The organism is Desmospora activa DSM 45169, from assembly GCF_003046315.1.
GTDB lineage: Bacteria > Bacillota > Bacilli > Thermoactinomycetales > DSM-45169 > Desmospora > Desmospora activa.
Map to the genome: position 1 here is coordinate 2435154 of NZ_PZZP01000001.1, position 16717 is coordinate 2451870.

Annotated in this window: 12 protein-coding genes; all 12 read right to left on the reverse strand. The window is 49.6% G+C overall.

Features of this window, described 5'->3' with window-relative positions:
- Positions 1-39: 39 nt before the first annotated feature.
- The 12 genes from C8J48_RS11755 to sufD all read right to left on the reverse strand — a co-directional run bounded on the left by C8J48_RS11755 (position 40) and on the right by sufD (position 16716).
- On the reverse strand, positions 40-1278 hold the full coding sequence (locus C8J48_RS11755) for a sugar ABC transporter substrate-binding protein (RefSeq protein ID WP_107727023.1): 1239 nt from the start codon (positions 1276-1278) through the stop codon (positions 40-42).
- 237 nt (positions 1279-1515) lie between these two features.
- On the reverse strand, positions 1516-2553 hold the full coding sequence (locus tag C8J48_RS11760; RefSeq protein WP_107727025.1) for a glycoside hydrolase family 53 protein: 1038 nt from the start codon (positions 2551-2553) through the stop codon (positions 1516-1518).
- A gap of 147 nt (positions 2554-2700) precedes the next feature.
- The gene (locus C8J48_RS11765; protein ID WP_107727027.1) at positions 2701-3528 is read right to left on the reverse strand and encodes a helix-turn-helix transcriptional regulator; all 828 of its coding nucleotides are present in this window, start codon (positions 3526-3528) and stop codon (positions 2701-2703) included.
- A gap of 314 nt (positions 3529-3842) precedes the next feature.
- The gene (locus tag C8J48_RS11775) at positions 3843-4703 is read right to left on the reverse strand and encodes a hypothetical protein (RefSeq protein WP_107727030.1); all 861 of its coding nucleotides are present in this window, start codon (positions 4701-4703) and stop codon (positions 3843-3845) included.
- Between the two features lie 484 nt (positions 4704-5187).
- Positions 5188-8514, reverse strand: a complete 3327-nt coding sequence (locus C8J48_RS11780; RefSeq protein WP_170105425.1) for a phosphodiester glycosidase family protein — start codon at positions 8512-8514, stop codon at positions 5188-5190.
- 253 nt (positions 8515-8767) lie between these two features.
- Complete coding sequence (locus C8J48_RS11785) at positions 8768-9580, reverse strand: DUF2935 domain-containing protein (RefSeq protein ID WP_107727035.1); 813 nt, start codon at positions 9578-9580, stop codon at positions 8768-8770.
- Between the two features lie 135 nt (positions 9581-9715).
- Positions 9716-10693: an extracellular catalytic domain type 1 short-chain-length polyhydroxyalkanoate depolymerase gene (locus C8J48_RS11790; protein ID WP_107727037.1), complete on the reverse strand. Its 978-nt coding sequence runs from the start codon at positions 10691-10693 to the stop codon at positions 9716-9718.
- A gap of 393 nt (positions 10694-11086) precedes the next feature.
- The gene (locus tag C8J48_RS11795) at positions 11087-12097 is read right to left on the reverse strand and encodes a glycerophosphodiester phosphodiesterase family protein (protein WP_107727039.1); all 1011 of its coding nucleotides are present in this window, start codon (positions 12095-12097) and stop codon (positions 11087-11089) included.
- A gap of 220 nt (positions 12098-12317) precedes the next feature.
- Positions 12318-13742, reverse strand: a complete 1425-nt coding sequence (gene sufB / locus C8J48_RS11800; protein WP_107727041.1) for a Fe-S cluster assembly protein SufB — start codon at positions 13740-13742, stop codon at positions 12318-12320.
- 15 nt (positions 13743-13757) lie between these two features.
- Complete coding sequence (sufU, locus tag C8J48_RS11805; RefSeq protein ID WP_107727043.1) at positions 13758-14207, reverse strand: Fe-S cluster assembly sulfur transfer protein SufU; 450 nt, start codon at positions 14205-14207, stop codon at positions 13758-13760.
- Positions 14194-15414 (reverse strand): cysteine desulfurase, encoded by a 1221-nt coding sequence (locus tag C8J48_RS11810; RefSeq protein ID WP_107727045.1) that lies wholly within the window; start codon positions 15412-15414, stop codon positions 14194-14196. The genes sufU and C8J48_RS11810 overlap by 14 nt, the downstream gene beginning before the upstream one ends.
- Positions 15415-16716, reverse strand: a complete 1302-nt coding sequence (gene sufD, locus C8J48_RS11815; RefSeq protein ID WP_107727048.1) for a Fe-S cluster assembly protein SufD — start codon at positions 16714-16716, stop codon at positions 15415-15417.
- Position 16717: the final 1 nt, after the last annotated feature.

Consider the following 16717-nt stretch of genomic DNA (forward strand, 5'->3'; position numbering starts at 1 on the left):
TCCACAACCGCGAGATGGAATTCCTCCCCATCTGATTCCTCAATGTCCTGCCGCTGCAATATCCTGTCGAATATGATCAACCGCTTCATCTAGCACTTCTTGCATATCGTCCTCCTTCACGATAAAGGAGAGTGCATCATCCATCGGCCCCCAAACCTGGGCCATTTCCGGAACGTTGGGCATCGGAACGCTGTGGGGAATTTGAGCTATAAACCCATCATAAATGGGATCGTCAACCGCCTCCCATGCCCCTTCCCGTGCCGGAATTTCACCGCTGACTTCAAAATAGGTTTGGCTGCTTTCTTTGTTGCTCAGATACAGTGCCAAATCGGTCGCCCATTCCGGATATTCCGAATAATAAGAGACCAACCACGCTTTGACACCGGCAAAAGTGGGTATGACTTTACCGTTTACTTTTGACAATGGCGCCGTTTTAATCCGATCACCCAGCGCACCGCCGTAAATCGCGGTATTCCACGGTCCACTGATATTCATGCCCACTTTTCCTTCGCTAAACAACCCATCCATTACATCAACAGTCAAGGCTTCCGGAATCAACCGCTTCTCATACAGTTCCTTAATCGAAGCAGCACCCTTAACTGCCCCTTTATTGTTTAAGCCGATATCATCGGGATTATATTCACCCGGTTCACCGCCGAAGATATACCCTCCGTGGGCACTGATCAGAGAATAGCCATAATAAAACTCAGGCGCCATCAGAAAGCCGTATTCATCTTGCGAAGGATTCGTCAAATCTTCCGCGATCTCCACCAGTTCCTCCCATGTTTTTGGAGGATTTTTCACCAAATCGGTATTATAGTAGAGTGCCAGTGTTTCAACGACGAGGGGAGCACCATACAATTCCCCGTCAAAAGTAAAAGCTTCAAGGGCCGTCTCACTGTAACCGCTCCGCACATCTTCCTCTATTTCCAATGGGATCGCCAATCCCCGTGCTACAATATCCCCCAAGGGATCATGAGGTTGAAAAAAAACATCCGGACCGTTTCCGGCAGGACCAGCAAGAGCCAGCTTATCCACCTGATCCGGTAAAGCCACCCGATCAAGCACAATCTTGATGCCGGTCTCTTCCGTATATCGCTGTGTCATCTTTTTCAGTGCTTCAACCTGTTCATCTTCATCATTGACCCAGACTACCAACTTATCCGGCTTTTCATCCTTCGTCCCGTTCCCCGCTTCACGCTCCGGCGCACATGCCGCCAGCACAAGCGACAAGATCAGGACCATGGACATCAACCAAACCATACGCCTTTTTACCATATTGACACCCCCTTCATTCTACTTATATTTTAAGCGCTTTCATTTTGGTGTGCATATGAAATAACGCATCAATCATATAAGAATATGAAACTGATAGAAGAATCGACCAAGCACAGAGGCTCAGTCGATCCTTCTGATTGAAATCACCCAACGGAAGTCCGAGACCTCGGCTGAATAGGAGCTGGCTTCGCCAATGAACAGGCCTGCGGGGGTGTACCTGTTTTTGGCCATGAAGCGTTATTCGACAAATCCGTCCATCGCTGCTGTCGGTCTCCCGTCGCTCCTCCAGGCTCCTTTGTTATATCCGCCGTTGTATCCGGGATAGGCCTGTGGTTCCCAGTAGAAAACACCGAGGCCGCACTGGTTGGGGAGGGATCGGGTTTTGGCGATAATATCGGCGATAAATGGTTTTGCTTCCGTTTCCCGATCATAGTCCATCCCCACTTCTGAGACGACGATTTCCTTCCCGTAACGATTGATCATGTCTCTCATATTGGCCAATGCCTGCTCATTGATCTGCCGCCAATTCTCATGAGAGGGATACAGCGAGACGGCGATAACGTCAAATTGGGCGCCATTGTCGATTAAGCCGCCGATGTTCCAGCGGAAGAGCTCATTGTCATAGCCATTAGCCAGATGAACCACGGTTTTTGTATTTGGACTGACCGACTTTACCGCTTGATGTCCGGTATTCACCAACCAAGCATAATTACGCATATTGGTCGAAGCGCGGCCGTCTTCCCACAACATGCCGTTATTGGTTTCATTCCCGATCTGGACCCAGTCCGGCGTCACCCCCCGGCTCTGCATGGTAAACATCACTTGACGCGTATAGTTCCATACTTCATCCATCAGTTCCTGAAAACTGTAACGCTGCCATGCTGCCGGTTTGTACTGCTTGCCGGGGTCCGCCCAGGAATCGCTGTAATGCAGAGTCAACATGACACTCATCCCGAGATCGGAAGCCCGTTTGGCGAGGTCGGCGGCTCGCTCGGCATTCATGTACCCATTGGCATAATCATTGTTGGGATGAACAAACACCCGGATACGAACGGAGTTAATCTGATAGTCATCCCTTAATATCTGCAAGATGTCCCGTTCCCGTCCAGAACGATCCCGCCACACGTAACCTTGGGCCTCCATGCCCGGAACCCAGCTGATATCCGCCCCTTTGGCAAAGGCCGGTGCTGCTTCAGCTTTCTCCAAAGAGGCATGGATCGGTAGCAATGAGAAACTTAAAACAAAAACCAACAGACAACTGATTTTCCCCTGCAAAAAGCATCTCCCTCCCTCAATCGCCTCAATATAGAAAGCGCTTACAAAGTGAGTGCATCTCACATTATAAGCGCTTTCATTGATGTGTGCGTATCAAATAGTTCTTTAAAAATGTAAAAATATGAATCACCTGTCTCCCATCAAGCATCACGTATGTAAATCGCGATACTTTTTAGGAGTAATTCCTTCCTTTTTGCGAAAGGTAGCGACAAAATGACTCAGGTCACGAAAACCGACCAACTTAGCCACGTTTTTTAACGGAATTTCCGGATTGGAAACGAGAATCTCCTTGGCTTTGCGAATCCGAAGCTGGATGAGAAAGGAATAGGGACTGATGCCAAAGGCATTTTGAAAGATCTGATTTAAATATTGCGGGCTCATCCTGGCGTAAGCCGCCATCTCATCCAGGCTGATCGGTTGTGCAACCTCCGCTTCCAACCATTCCACCAACGGACGAATACGATCATAATGGCTGGAGAGGGAGGATTGGTTGTTAATTTTTCCGTATTGCTTCAACATTATCAAGAAGTAATACAAATGGGCGGAGGATTCTAGGCGTGAAAACTCCGAGTCCCGTTCAACCATCTGTAGCATCTCAAACACGATCTTAGAAAAAGGAAGGGGTTCCTTTTCCTCATACACGGCAGAAAAATGGATCCCCAATCCGTTTAAAATGGATGGCACCGCTGCTCCTCCAAAGGTGACATACACGGTGGTCCACTGTGATCCTACGGTAAAATAAGAATGGGGTGTATAAGGGAGTAACAGAATCCCTTTCCCCAGCGATAACACCCATTCATGTCCCCCAAAGTGAAACCGCCCTTCCCCCGCAAGCGTTTGTAACCAGTGATAATAGGGATACCCCTCCGGGCGCGTAAAATCCTGCTCCCTGGGATTATAGCCGATACTCTCGATAAACAATGGAAAGGTGTTTTCTGACACCGAAAAGGTATATCGCTTTTTAACACCGTCCATTGGAACCCTCCATCGATTCGGATTTAGATTGGACTACTGACATCTTAATTAAGTTAATTCTTTATTGCTTTTATAAATCTGATAGCTAAAAAAGGGACTATATGTAAGCTTAAATAAATCGGTACAAAAGCTTTAGTCATTATTCTGATTTCAACACCCATTGCAAAAAAAGATAGATAGTATATCAGTACGTTTATTAAGATCGAGACGATTAATATCAGGAATCCAGGCTTTTTTAAGCCGACCCATATTCCTGATATTACGGATAATAACGGTAAACCTAAATATAACACTCCAAACACTATCATCATTTTTTATCTCTCCTCAGAATGAAGTAATGTTAAATCTTGAACCAGTGTTTCACGAATTTTTGGGAGCAATATTTCCCGTTTAAGATTCCATGTTTTCTTATCATATACCCCAATAACGCCTGCATGATCATTACTCTCCAATTGAGTTAGAGCATAGATATAGCGATGATCCGCTCGCACTTTAAATACGGGGTGTTGGATATCAACCGTTTCAGTTACCGTCAATCGTTTTTTGTCCATGATTGTAATCTTATTAGAAGCAACATGTGTAATTAGGAGCCTATCGTTATCTACTAAAATATATTCTGGATTCTTGGTTGGAAGCTCCACATATTCTATTTCCAACGTCTTCTGATCAACAACTGTTAATTCAGTGGCATTATCCGTTCCCGTAATAATCAATTTTCCATGTATCTTTTTCATATCATTCGCTACGCCATGTTTTAAAGGTAGTGTCTTAACCAATTTATCCAACTTTCTATCCACAATATATAATACGGTTTTTTCTTCATCGATTAGATCTGCAAAGGAATAAACATATTTCTCATCAAAACTGACTAATCGGTTAAATCCATCCAGTTCTAATCGTGTTACATTACTTCCCTCAGAGATTTCTAACGTACCGTAGTCGTAACCAGTATTATATGTTACAACTTGAACATCATCTTCTTTTATAAGATATATAGGATCTTCCAGTGAATCAATGGGACGAACGGATCCATCTTGTGCAATCTGAATCACCCTTTCACCATACTCAGCAGGTAAAAAATAATTTCCTTGGTTATCTTCACGAATACTAAATATGCCGTGCTCTTTTAACCGTAAACGTGAATGAATATCCTTTCCTTCTAAATCGAAAACCACATATTCCGACTCTTCTTTAAGTGCATCGGAATATACAACTCCAAAAAAGCCCTCTTGTAGATTTAGAGTATCCTTGTTCTCTGAACATGCGTATAAAAAAAGGGAATGAACAGTAACAAAAGAACCATAGATAAGTATTTTGTTTCCATTTTTATCACCTTCACGATTTACAACAGGCGGAGATCATCTCCGCCTGTTGATATTTAAGATCAGCTAACCTTTTGATTGACACTCCACACGGCTAAAGCCGTGGGATTCTTGAGTCGTTTGCGTCCGCAGTCCATTTCCGTTTTAGACAACGCTCAAGTTCAGGGTTGTGTCATCACCCCGACCCATGCAGTTAGAAATGTACCCGCATGGGCCGCGTACCTGTTAGCAGTACGCTAGGCTAAACCGTGGGCTTTCAATCAGCGAAATTCCGTATCCAATTCGAACCCTTGGTCCATCAGATATGACACTCCTATCCTTGCCCCGTAATACGACCTTATTTCTTCCCCGTCAGGGTAAAGGTTTTTCGAAAGTCACCACTCTTCACCGTTAGGGTTACGGTTCCTTCCCGTTGAAAGCGGATGGTTTGTTCCTCGGAATCGTAACGAGCAATCTCTTGTTGACCCTTTTTTTCCTCTCCATCGACGATCAGACCATCGGAACCGTGCACACGGAATGTAGCGGGATAGGCCAACGGGAAGGTCCACCCTTCCGCCTGTATCCCCTTCAACGGTAGTGATACCGTTTTACCGACGGGAAACACCTCCCGCTGCAAGGTGACATCCTCTAAAATCGGGCGAATCTCCGCCAATAGCCAGGGTTCATTCTCTTTTTTTGTTCCCTTTGCTCCGGCTTGTACGCCAAAGACACCATAGCTGTAAAAACCACCATCCTCCGCAGCTCCGTATAAGGCTTTGCCCACCGGTCCCATGATGATGTGGGGAATTCCGTCCAGTTGGTCCACATGATTCACATGGGCGTGAGCGGTGATCATCTCCGCCGGTTTGCCGCTCTCTTCGCGAAACTGTGTCAGCAGCGATTGCAACAGCTCCGCCTCTTTTCCATCGCTAAACTGGGAGTTTTGCGCCGGCGAGGGATCACGCAAGGGATGGTGCCCTACGATCACCAATTGCTGCACCGCTGGTTCCTCTTGCGCGTGCTTTAGCAGTTGTTTGAAGCGAGTCCACTGGCCCTCATCACTTTCCCGCAGGCCACCAAGCGATGTATTGGTCAGGATAAAACGGGTGCCTTTGTGGACAAAGCTGTGAAAATCGGCATCCGGGCCAAACACATCAATAAAATTGTCCAGATTGCCGCTGCCATAGGTTTCATGATTGCCCGGTGTGACATAGTAAGGAATATCCAAATGTTTCTCAATCAACATTTTGACAAAATGATAATCCTCACGCTGATCCGTATCGACCAAATCGCCGTTAAAGACGACAAAATCCACCTCTTCCTCGGCAATCGTGCTTAGAGCTCGTTCAAAGTTGCGTACCTCTTTGCTGTCGGAGTGGGCGCTGACGATATGCATATCGTTCATCACGGCGTATTTCCATCGGTTATCCGGTAACTCTCCCTGTTGTAACACCATCGGATGGTGAGGGATTTCTGGTTTCTCCAGTTCCAACCCCTCCGCCACATGGACAGTCACATCATCCAGCAGGATATAGCCCCTGTCTTGCTTGTTTGCATCCGGTTCCACCAAGTAGATTTGATCCAGCTGAATCGGGTATTCTACTCCCGCGGGAATTTCCGTCTCTACCCGTTTCCACCCGTCCCAATCCACATTTCGAGCGAGGTCGAGGGTATGATAGACGCCTGCGGCATCCTTGATGCGGGTGCGGAGCCAATGACCGTTTGCCTCATCACCATACGCGTCGACGCTGATTTTTTTTACATCCCCCTGTAACTCCAGCGGCCCTTGTGGCGGTATAGCATACACGGCACGGGTCCGGGTGGACATGGTAAAGTCATAGTCAAGCCGCAGTGCTTGTCCCTCACGCCCTGGAGCCTCCACATAGGAAAGCCCCCCTTCCACTTCAGCGGGAACCTTGGAAAATTGCCAGGGCGAGGTGGAATCGTCAAAGTTGTCCACCCCTCGTTCCTCTAATCCCACCGTTATCCCCACTTGCGTACGCAATTTTCCAACCTGGGCGGTCACGACCGTCGCCCCTCGTTCCACTTGCGGAATCACGTTAAAGGAGCCGTCTTCATCAGGTTTAATTTGAACCACATCGGTATCGTAGTCCAACTGAATATCCCGGGGTTCGATAAAGGTTTGATATCCTTCTTCATCTTTGCCGGTTACCAGAAAGCGGGCATTTTTTCCCTTTTCTACGCCGATCGTCCCCGGTTCGATCGCCAGTAGAACCGGCTTGCCGAGGACATGGACATCCCGCTGCGACTTCACTCCACGATATTCTACCTGCACCTGACCTTTGCCCGGACGATTTCCTCGCAATGCCGCCCCTTGAAACGATCCTAATTCGTCAGGATCGACCGTCCATTTCAATTTTTTATCCTCCAGGGACAACGGGGCATAAACAGTATCATAAGCATAGGCACGAAATGTTCGGGTTAAACCGGAAAAGACACGCTCTGATGACGCCTCTACCCGGAAGCCCTTCAATTTACCGGTTCGGGCTTCATTCCAGATCCCGATCCCGTTGGGGACCGGTCGCTCCTCCCCATCCGAAGGAGTATTAATCAGGCGTAATCCCTTCATTCCCTGGGAGCGTGCAACCATCGTCGTCGATCCACCACCATCCAAATTGAGGGCGTTCCAAGCCCCCTTCTCTTTCATCCAGGTGGCCAACTCCTTCAAGCTCATTCCCCGGCTCGCCTGTGAGCGCCCATCCACCGCGACTAGAATCATCTCCTTGCCGTCACGGCTGAAACCGACAGCAGTCCGAGGGTGAATCGGACCATCGTCGGAGGTTGCCACTTTCCCGTCCTTTACCAACCAATCCCCACCACCCACGGCAAACAGCAGATCGCGATGATCCGGTTGGGTTTGGTAATCGATTGTGATCGATGTACCTTTGGAAAGCGGTCGCAAAAAATCACCTGCTGGCCCAAAGCCGCTCAACACTGTTTCCCCTGCTTGCAAGGGTTGGTGAAAAACCTCCCCTTCCCGCTTATCCACTACGATCCCGTCCTGGATTCGCACTTCCACTCCATCCTCCCGCGCCAAGTGTTTGCGCGAAGCTTGTCCCCATTCCGCCGTGTATAGTCCCAATTCTCCCGCTTGTAATGACGGGGCATTGATGGAGCCGAGGTGATAGGTGTCTCCTTCCGCGGTTACCGTCCCCTGTAGCAACAACTGGCTAATCTGACCCAACCGCTCTTTGCTGACAGAGGCAGCCATTCGCTCGCCACCGCTTTTTAACAATTCGCCTGCACGCACCTCCGCACCCAGTGCCGCCTCCGTGTTGTTGATATCAAAAAAATCGCCGTTCACCCCTGCAATCGCACCGCTTTCCTCCATCTGCTGACGCAACGGCGCCGATGCCGCCACTGCTCCCGCCGTCAACAAGTCCGTCTGTACGCTCTCCTCTGATAAATCCACCTGCAAAACGGCTCCTTCCATCCACCCCTGAGTATCAAAGCGGTTAAACTGAGTGAGACGAATACCAGAAGCGATGATTTCCTCCGTACTTTCCTCATGGATGATGGAAACCGCATCCGATGTAGCCCTCGTTAGACTAACTTCCTGCGTCTTCTCTCCCGACTCATGGACCGGAGGTTGGCCCCAGGCCGACACCGGAGAGAGCAACAGTATCAATACCAGCCAAAGAATAAACCCTTTTTTCCCTCGCATCGTTCTTCCTCCTTTCATACTCTCATTGAATGACATCCGTTCAAAGGAATTGTGAATAGATGAATTTTTTTCCGTAAATGATTCTTGAGTTTAACAAACTTTCAAACAACGGTACTCGACTTTTTCCTCATGTGGTCGAGCACAACTATATATAGGAGATTATTATCTACAGGCTCTTTATTTTCCTTCAATCGCTCTCGCTCGATCACCCTTCCTATTTCCCATAAAAAAAAATCGCCTCCCGGCGACTCTCCTACTCTCCATGCCGTGGTGCGGTTGGGTCACAACCGGGGGCGTGAACATGAGAGACTTGCGATAATTTTATGAGGTAGTAGCACTCCTCCCGCGCCATATGATCTGCCATCAGAGGGGCAAGCACCCCTAAAGCCTGATTGGTGAGGCGCAGCTCCTCGATTTCTCCCAGGAATCGTTGAAACACTGCAATCTCCAGCTCCACTTGGCTGTTAAAGCGATCCAAAGCAGGAAAGTTACTAAGATTGGTGCGCATATACCCTGCTAATTCCACTGCTTTCAAGTAAAATTGCTCAAAATGGGTAGTAAAGCGGTGGCTTTTTTTCTTCAGCCCTTTTTCGACTGCATCCAGATTGCCCTCGATTGCTCCCGCATGCCCTGCTGCATCCAGCAACCATACCAGATGGTGATGAAGCGGGTTTTGTAGAGGCGGCGCCTCTCCGCGATTCAGATGGTATAAGAGGCGGATATACTCCTCTACTTCATTTACCATATGGTTGACAAAGGTGGGGGACAACTGCAATTGTATCGATTCGGTCAAATGTCGCCGAATCAGATGCAGCTTAAACGTTCGCATTTGAAGGGAAGCTTGATATGCCTCTTGCGCCAACTGCATCCAACCATCTGTGGATAAAGAACGATGGGCTTGCTGTAACAAATGATCAAAGGTATGGATAAAAGCGATCGCTTTTTGCACCTCTTCTGTTTCAAGCGGTGACAGTGAATCTCGTATAAACCGCCCATGATCCCCCAACACTTGCAGCCAAAACCGATGTTCAAAGGCAGACACACGCTCGTAATCACCCACTTCCATCCCTCCGCAATTCCTGTTCCTCCTATTCTATGAGTGTGATGGATTGTTCATGTTTGATGGAGTGGCAAAAAACGCCGGTTAAAACCGGCGTAGGGGTTGCGAAGCGGGCAACTTTTACGATTGCAGCTCAATTCTTTAGCGGCGGGATTGAAAAAACTGCCACATCATCCCGCTGGCATCCGGTCCCTGCGGATCGGTATACGATCCCGCTGTGCTTCCACCGGACCAAGCGTGGCCCATCCCATCGACGATCACTTTTTCCATGACCACATTTCCCGCCCCGTTTTGATAAAGGTATTTGGTATAGGTGCGACCGTTGGGAACCGCGCCGGGCTGGGTCGTATCCGGCTTGTCGTCGATCCCATTGCCATCAGCGGCCATATCATTGGTACGGGCCCACTGTGATATCACCTGATCACCGTTAATCGGGCGCACGGTATAATCCGCAGTCCCATGGAAAACGATCACTGGTACCACGCGGGCGTAGCTGCCCATGGCGCGGTAAGCGGCTTCCCCTTGCTTCACCGGATCTGGACCTCCGTAGTTCATCGCCATATACGCCCCCGTTACACTGGTGGCTGCTTGATATTCCAAACCGGCACCCACTCCAATCGAGGTAAACACATCCGGGTAAGTGGCACCTAGAATCACGCTCATTGCACCACCGGCAGACAGTCCAGCGACATGGACACGGCTGCCGTCAACAGTGTAACTCCCTTTGATATGGTTCACCACACCGACGATGGAAGCCGGTTCTCCGCCGCCTCTGGCTTGATGGCGGGTTTCAAACCAATTCCAGCACTTGTTGAGGTTGGCTGATGAAGGTTGAGTCGGATAGGCGACAAGAAAGTTTTCCCGCTCTGCCACTTGATTCATCTGTGTACCAGCGGCAAACTGATCTGGATCCTGGGTACAGCCGTGAAGCATCACCACCAGCGGCACCGGTGTCCCTGGGGTATAGCCGTTGGGTACGTACAGTTTATACTGCCGACCGTCCGGTGCCGTCCTTGACTCAAAAGTTGCCGCTTGCGCGGAGTCAAGCGGCGCCATTCCCCACAATAGTGATAAAAGCAAACCGATTGTAACCGCTCTCAAAATTTTGATTTTGCCCATCTTTCCCCTCTCCTTTTATACCCTTGCAGTCCCAGTTACACCAACTGCAAGGGTATCGGATCCAATCACTCGGCAAATCTTAATCCCCTATGATCCCGCCTGGATAACAATGAACAGGTACTACTCCTATATACCTGCAAACTAGATGCCAATCGACTTTTCCCTGTTTGCAGATGATTGGATCCAACAGTTTAGACGCCGGATTTCACTTCACCCCTGACGGAACAGGGATGACGGAGAAGATCCGGCGTCCAAATCTTTAAAGTGATCTCCAATTTTCTGGATTCTACCGCTGATCCGGGCGGCACTCGATACCAGTCGAAACACCCATTCAATCGCTAAGGAGACAAGGCATTTCATCACTAATAAATCCATTAGGTTACATCAAGCTTTTTACTTCTCCTGTTTGAGCAATAATGGTGCAACCCTATCAATCCGATTGGTCCAGATACCACCGCGATAATCCGAGGGTAGGCGCTCCAAATCTTGCGGTGTATCAAATCCGCTGGAAAAATCACCACCGTCGCCGACAAGGATGACACGTGTATCGACTCGATCCATACGGTTCAGGAAGCGATCGGGCCATCCCCACAGCCATGGTGCGATATTTTCGGGAATATGCAACTGTGTTTGCTCACAAGCCTCCGGTACGATTCCCGTCCAGCCGATGGCGATATAAGGGAGAAGGCAGCTCTTCATGGAGGCTTTAGACATCACGTGCATATCAGGCAGATGCTCGTTCAAGGCGGCGATCGGTTGGTCACCGCCGTAAACCGTCAGACGTTTGCGTTCATCGGGGGACAAGGCGGATAAATGCTTCGCCAGCTGCTCCCCTTCCGCGGGATCGTCACTTTTGATATGGATGAGAAAGGATTGATCCGGAAAAGTCTCTAGCACCTCATCAAGGGAAGGCATCAGTCCAACCCCTTTACCGCGAAAGGGATAGGTTTTTCCACCGTCTGCGCTGTAACCGTAACCGATATCCAGCTTCTTCAATTCTGCCAGCGTATGCGTCCGTGTCTCCCCAGTTCCATCGGTGCGACAATCCAACGTCCAATCGTGAAAAACGGCAAACTGTCCATCTGTCGTCGGATGGACATCAAACTCAACCACATCAGCACCAGCGGCAAAAGCCGCCTCCATCCCTGCAATCGTATTTTCCAGATAAGGGTGGTCCGGGGGATGGATGCGCGTTGCCGTACAGGTATCGTTTGTCACCCCGTCTAGATCAAAGGTTTGGCCCAATCCGCGATGAGCCAGCAAAAGCGGCTCGCCGGTCTGCGGCTTGGCGAAAATAGAACTGTTATTCATATAGATAAAGACCAACAAGATGATCATGCACCACAATAACTTACTTCTCAAACTTTTGCGTATCAATCGCTTGATGCGTTGTGATTTTTCCATTTCTCCCTCCTGAGTAGCTTTCAGAGATTTTATCCATACGACTGATCGAGAAGCCCTCTATTTTAGAGTAATAATGATAACATCTCCTAAAAAGGGATAAGTACAAATGTATCTGTCCCCTTTCCAGAGTTCAAATAAAAACCTTTCCTTTCTCTTTTTCTTGTTGTCAAAATGGAAAAACCCCGGTCGGTTTCGACCAGGGTTGAGGTTGTACTTTGCTTTATCCGATGGAACCTTCCATCTCCATCTTGATCAGACGGTTCATCTCGACCGCGTATTCCATCGGCAGCTCTTTGGTGAAGGGTTCGATAAAGCCCATCACAATCATCTGTGTCGCTTCCTCTTCCGAGAGACCACGGCTCATCAGGTAGAAGAGCTGTTCCTCGGACACCTTGGAGACAGTCGCTTCATGCTCCAGGGTAATATCGTCGTTTTTAATTTCGTTGTAGGGAATCGTATCGGAAGTGGACTGATCGTCCAGAATCAAGGTATCACACTCGATCTTGGCTTTGGAGCCGGTCGCGTTCTTACCGAAGCTGGAGAGGCCGCGATAAGTCACCTTGCCGCCTTGTTTGGAGATCGATTTGGATACGATCGTCGACGTACAGTTGGGAGCGAGAGCGGTTACTTTGGCACCGGCGTCTTGATGTTGCCCTTTACCGGCAACGGCGATGGAAAGAACGTCCGCTTTGGCTCCTTCGCCTTTCATAATGACGGCGGGGTATTTCATCGTCAGCTTGGAACCGATGTTACCGTCCACCCACTCCATATGAGCGCCTTTTTCCGCTACGGCCCGCTTGGTCACCAAATTGTAGACGTTGGGGGACCAGTTTTGGATAGTGGTATAGCGGCAACGGGCATGATCTTTGACGATGATTTCCACGACCGCGCTATGCAAGGAGTCGGTACTGTAGATCGGTGCCGTGCACCCTTCCACATAATGGACAAAGGATTCGTCGTCGCAGATGATCAAGGTGCGCTCAAACTGCCCCATGTTCTCGGAGTTAATGCGGAAGTAGGCTTGTAGCGGCACTTCGCACTTGACTCCCTTGGGCACATAGATAAAGCTACCGCCGCTCCACACTGCACTGTTCAATGCGGCAAACTTATTATCCGAAGGCGGCACCACAGTCCCGAAATACTCCTTCACCAGCTCGGGGTATTCCTTGATGGCGGTATCGGTATCGCAGAAGATGACGCCTTGCTCTTCCAGCTCTTTTTGCATATTGTGGTAAACCACTTCCGACTCATACTGAGCGGAAACACCGGCCAAGAATTTCTGCTCCGCTTCCGGAATTCCCAGACGGTCAAAAGTACGCTTAATCTCTTCCGGCACCTCATCCCAAGAACGCCCTTGCCGCTCTGACGGTTTGACATAATAGGTGATGTCGTTAAAGTTGAGATCGTCCAGTTTGCCCGGCAGAATCGAGAACCACTTGGAGTTCTGGGACGTAGGCATTGGCATTTTATAGAACTGTTCCAGGGATTTGAGGCGGAAATCCAACATCCATTGTGGCTCATCTTTCATCCGCGAAATCTCTTCAACGATTTCCCGGGTCAAACCCCGTTTGGTTCGAAACACAGAAACATCTTTATCGTGAAAGCCATATTGATAATCCGAGATATCAGGCATCTCTTTGGCCATGTAAATCCCTCCTCATCAGGATTGGTCAGCCGTTTTGCGATCGATTTCCTCAGCGCCTTTTTCCAACGCTTTCCACGCCAGGGTGGCACACTTAATGCGAGCCGGAAACTTGGCTACACCCTGTAAGGCTTCGATGTCCTCCAGCGGAAATTGGTCGGTATCGACGTCTTCCCCTTGCATCATATTGGAGAAAAGGTCGACAAATCGAAGTGCTTCCTCCACCTTTAGGCCTTTCACCGCTTCGGTCATCATCGAGGCGGACGCCAAACTGATGGAGCAACCCTCACCAAGGAACTTTGCTTCTTCTATTGTACCATCTTCCACTCGCATCTGCAGTGAGATGCGATCCCCGCAAGTGGGATTATTCAAATCGACGGTAACGGCACCGTCTTCGATCGTACCACGGTTGCGGGGCTTTTGGTAATGGTCCATAATAACGCGCCGGTACAGATCATCCAAGGACATTGCCAAAATACTCCTTCGTTTTTTGTAATCCCGCCACCAATCGATCAACATCCGCTTCATCGTTATACAGGTAGAAACTGGCGCGGGCAGTGGCCGACACCTCTAACCAACGCATCAACGGTTGGCAACAGTGATGACCGGCACGGACGGCGATTCCCTCCGCATCCAGGACAGTGGCCACATCATGGGGGTGAACACCGTCGACATTGAAGAGAACGGAACCAACCCGATTTTCACGGGGACCGTAGATCTCCACCCCTTCCAATGTCGACAACCGCTCCAACGCATAGCGGGTCAGATCCCGGTCATAGGCTTCCACCACATCCATGCCCACCTGTTCCAAATAATCGATGGCGGCTCCTAAGCCGATCGCACCAGCGATGATCGGGGTACCCCCTTCAAATTTCCAGGGAAGCTCTTTCCATGTGCTCTCATATAGATCCACATGATCGATCATCTCGCCGCCGAATTCCATCGGTTCCATCTGCTCCAGCAGGGATTCTTTTCCGTATAGTACCCCGATTCCGGTGGGAGCCATCATTTTGTGGCCGGAAAAAGCGAGAAAGTCGCAATCCAGATCCTGGACATCCACTTTAAAATGCGGAACCGCCTGTGCCCCGTCTACTACCAGGACGCCGCCATGACGATGCACGATCGCCGCTAACTCTTTTACCGGGAAGATCGTCCCCAATGAATTGGAAACATAGGCGATCGCCACCAATTTGGTGCGATCCGTAATCACAGCCTCCGCTTTCTTTAGATCCAGCGTGCCGTCCGGCTCCAGCTCAAAATACTTCAAGGTGGCGCCGGTCGCCTTTGCCGCCTGCTGCCAAGGAATCAGGTTACTGTGGTGTTCGGAGGGGGAAATGACGATTTCATCCCCTGCTTGTAACCGACTACGGGCATAGCTGGATGCGACCAGATTGAGCGAAGTGGTGGTTCCACGGGTATATACAATCTCCTTTGTGGAAGAAGCGCCGATAAAACGGCGCACCTTCTCACGAGCACCCTCATACTGATCCGTCGCTCTGCTTCCAAGGGTGTGTACTCCACGGTGAACATTGGAGTTGTTCTCTTTATAATACCGTTCAACCGCGTCAATCACCGCAAACGGCTTTTGGCTGGTTGCCGCGCTATCCAGATAAACCAACGGGTGCCCATTCACGTTCTGATCGAGAATGGGAAAATCCTTGGCGTAACGGTTCATCTAATCCAGCTTCCTTTCAATGACGCTGCTGATCCGTTCTTTTAGGGAAGCAAAAGGAATCGTGTCCAAAACCGGCCCGACGAAGCCGAAGATGATCAGACGTTCCGCTTCTCGTTTGGAAAGGCCCCGTGACATCAGATAAAACATCTGAATCGGATCGATCCGGCCCACGCTGGCGGCGTGACCCGCTTGTACGTCGTTTTCCTCGATCAGCAGAATCGGATTGGCATCGCCGCGGGCTTCGCGGTTTAGCATCAACACTTTTTCCGCTTGTACACCGTTGGCTTTTCTCGCACCCTTTTCAATCTTGGTGATCCCGTTCAAAATGGTTTGGGCCTTATCCTTCATCACACCGCGGGCGGTAATATCACTCTCGGTGTGGGTCCCCCAATGGCGAACGGTGGAAGTAATATTGGCACGCTCTTCATGGGCACCAACCGTAATCGACTTGATCTGCGCATTACCGCCGCTTCCTTTCATATGGGTGGTATTGTCGGAGACAGTGCGTCCTTGGTTCAGGTCACCTACAATCCACTCCAGTTGAGCGTCCTTGCCAACGACAGTCCGACGGTAAGCGACATCGGTCGTCCCTTTGCCATGGGTGTGAAGGCTGGCCAATGTCAGGTTGGAACCATCACCGGCAAACACTTCCACCATGCCGTTGACGACGGCTTTTGTCTCATCATCAGATACAAAGTTGGCAATCACATGGGCTTTGCTGTGGGAATCCGCCACCACCAACAGATGGGGGAATGTCCCGATATTTTCGCCCTCCACCCAAAATAATACCTGGAACGGCGTCTCCACTTCCACGTTCTTCGGTATATAGAGGAAGGCACCACCGCTCCATAGGGCAGCGTGTAATGCCGCCAATTTGTGCTCATCAGGGCGAATGCCGTCGGTCATAAAATGGGATTGAACCAGCTCCGGGTGCTGGATCAACGCCGTCACCAGATCGGTAAAGATAACTCCTTGGTTTGCCAAGGATTCCGACAAACGGGTGTAAACCGAGCTGGAGTTTTTCTGTACCAACAGATTGGTTTCCTCGTCAGAAGAAACAAACTGGCGGATTCCTTCCGGCAACTGATCGGTGGAAGCAACGGCCGTTTCCGTATTAACCGGGTGAATATCGGTAAAGTTCCAATTGTCGATCCGTGTTTTCTCCAACTTAGGAAGCGGCAGTTGGGAGGCGGCTTCCAAGGCTTGGAGGCGGTTTTCCAACACCCAGGTGGGTTCGTTCTGGGATTGGGAAAGTTGGGTCACCAGTTGGCGGTCAAAGAGTTGTTCCGTATTTAAGCTCATT

Coding starts and splice junctions, on each gene's coding strand:
- C8J48_RS11755 (WP_107727023.1), bottom strand. CDS start 1,278: ATGGTAAAAAGGCGTATGGTTTGGTTGATGTCCATGGTCCTGATCTTG.
- C8J48_RS11765 (WP_107727027.1), bottom strand. CDS start 3,528: ATGGACGGTGTTAAAAAGCGATATACCTTTTCGGTGTCAGAAAACACC.
- C8J48_RS11780 (WP_170105425.1), bottom strand. CDS start 8,514: ATGCGAGGGAAAAAAGGGTTTATTCTTTGGCTGGTATTGATACTGTTG.
- C8J48_RS11785 (WP_107727035.1), bottom strand. CDS start 9,580: ATGGAAGTGGGTGATTACGAGCGTGTGTCTGCCTTTGAACATCGGTTT.
- C8J48_RS11790 (WP_107727037.1), bottom strand. CDS start 10,693: ATGGGCAAAATCAAAATTTTGAGAGCGGTTACAATCGGTTTGCTTTTA.
- C8J48_RS11795 (WP_107727039.1), bottom strand. CDS start 12,097: ATGGAAAAATCACAACGCATCAAGCGATTGATACGCAAAAGTTTGAGA.
- sufB (WP_107727041.1), bottom strand. CDS start 13,742: ATGGCCAAAGAGATGCCTGATATCTCGGATTATCAATATGGCTTTCAC.
- sufU (WP_107727043.1), bottom strand. CDS start 14,207: ATGTCCTTGGATGATCTGTACCGGCGCGTTATTATGGACCATTACCAA.
- C8J48_RS11810 (WP_107727045.1), bottom strand. CDS start 15,414: ATGAACCGTTACGCCAAGGATTTTCCCATTCTCGATCAGAACGTGAAT.
- sufD (WP_107727048.1), bottom strand. CDS start 16,716: ATGAGCTTAAATACGGAACAACTCTTTGACCGCCAACTGGTGACCCAA.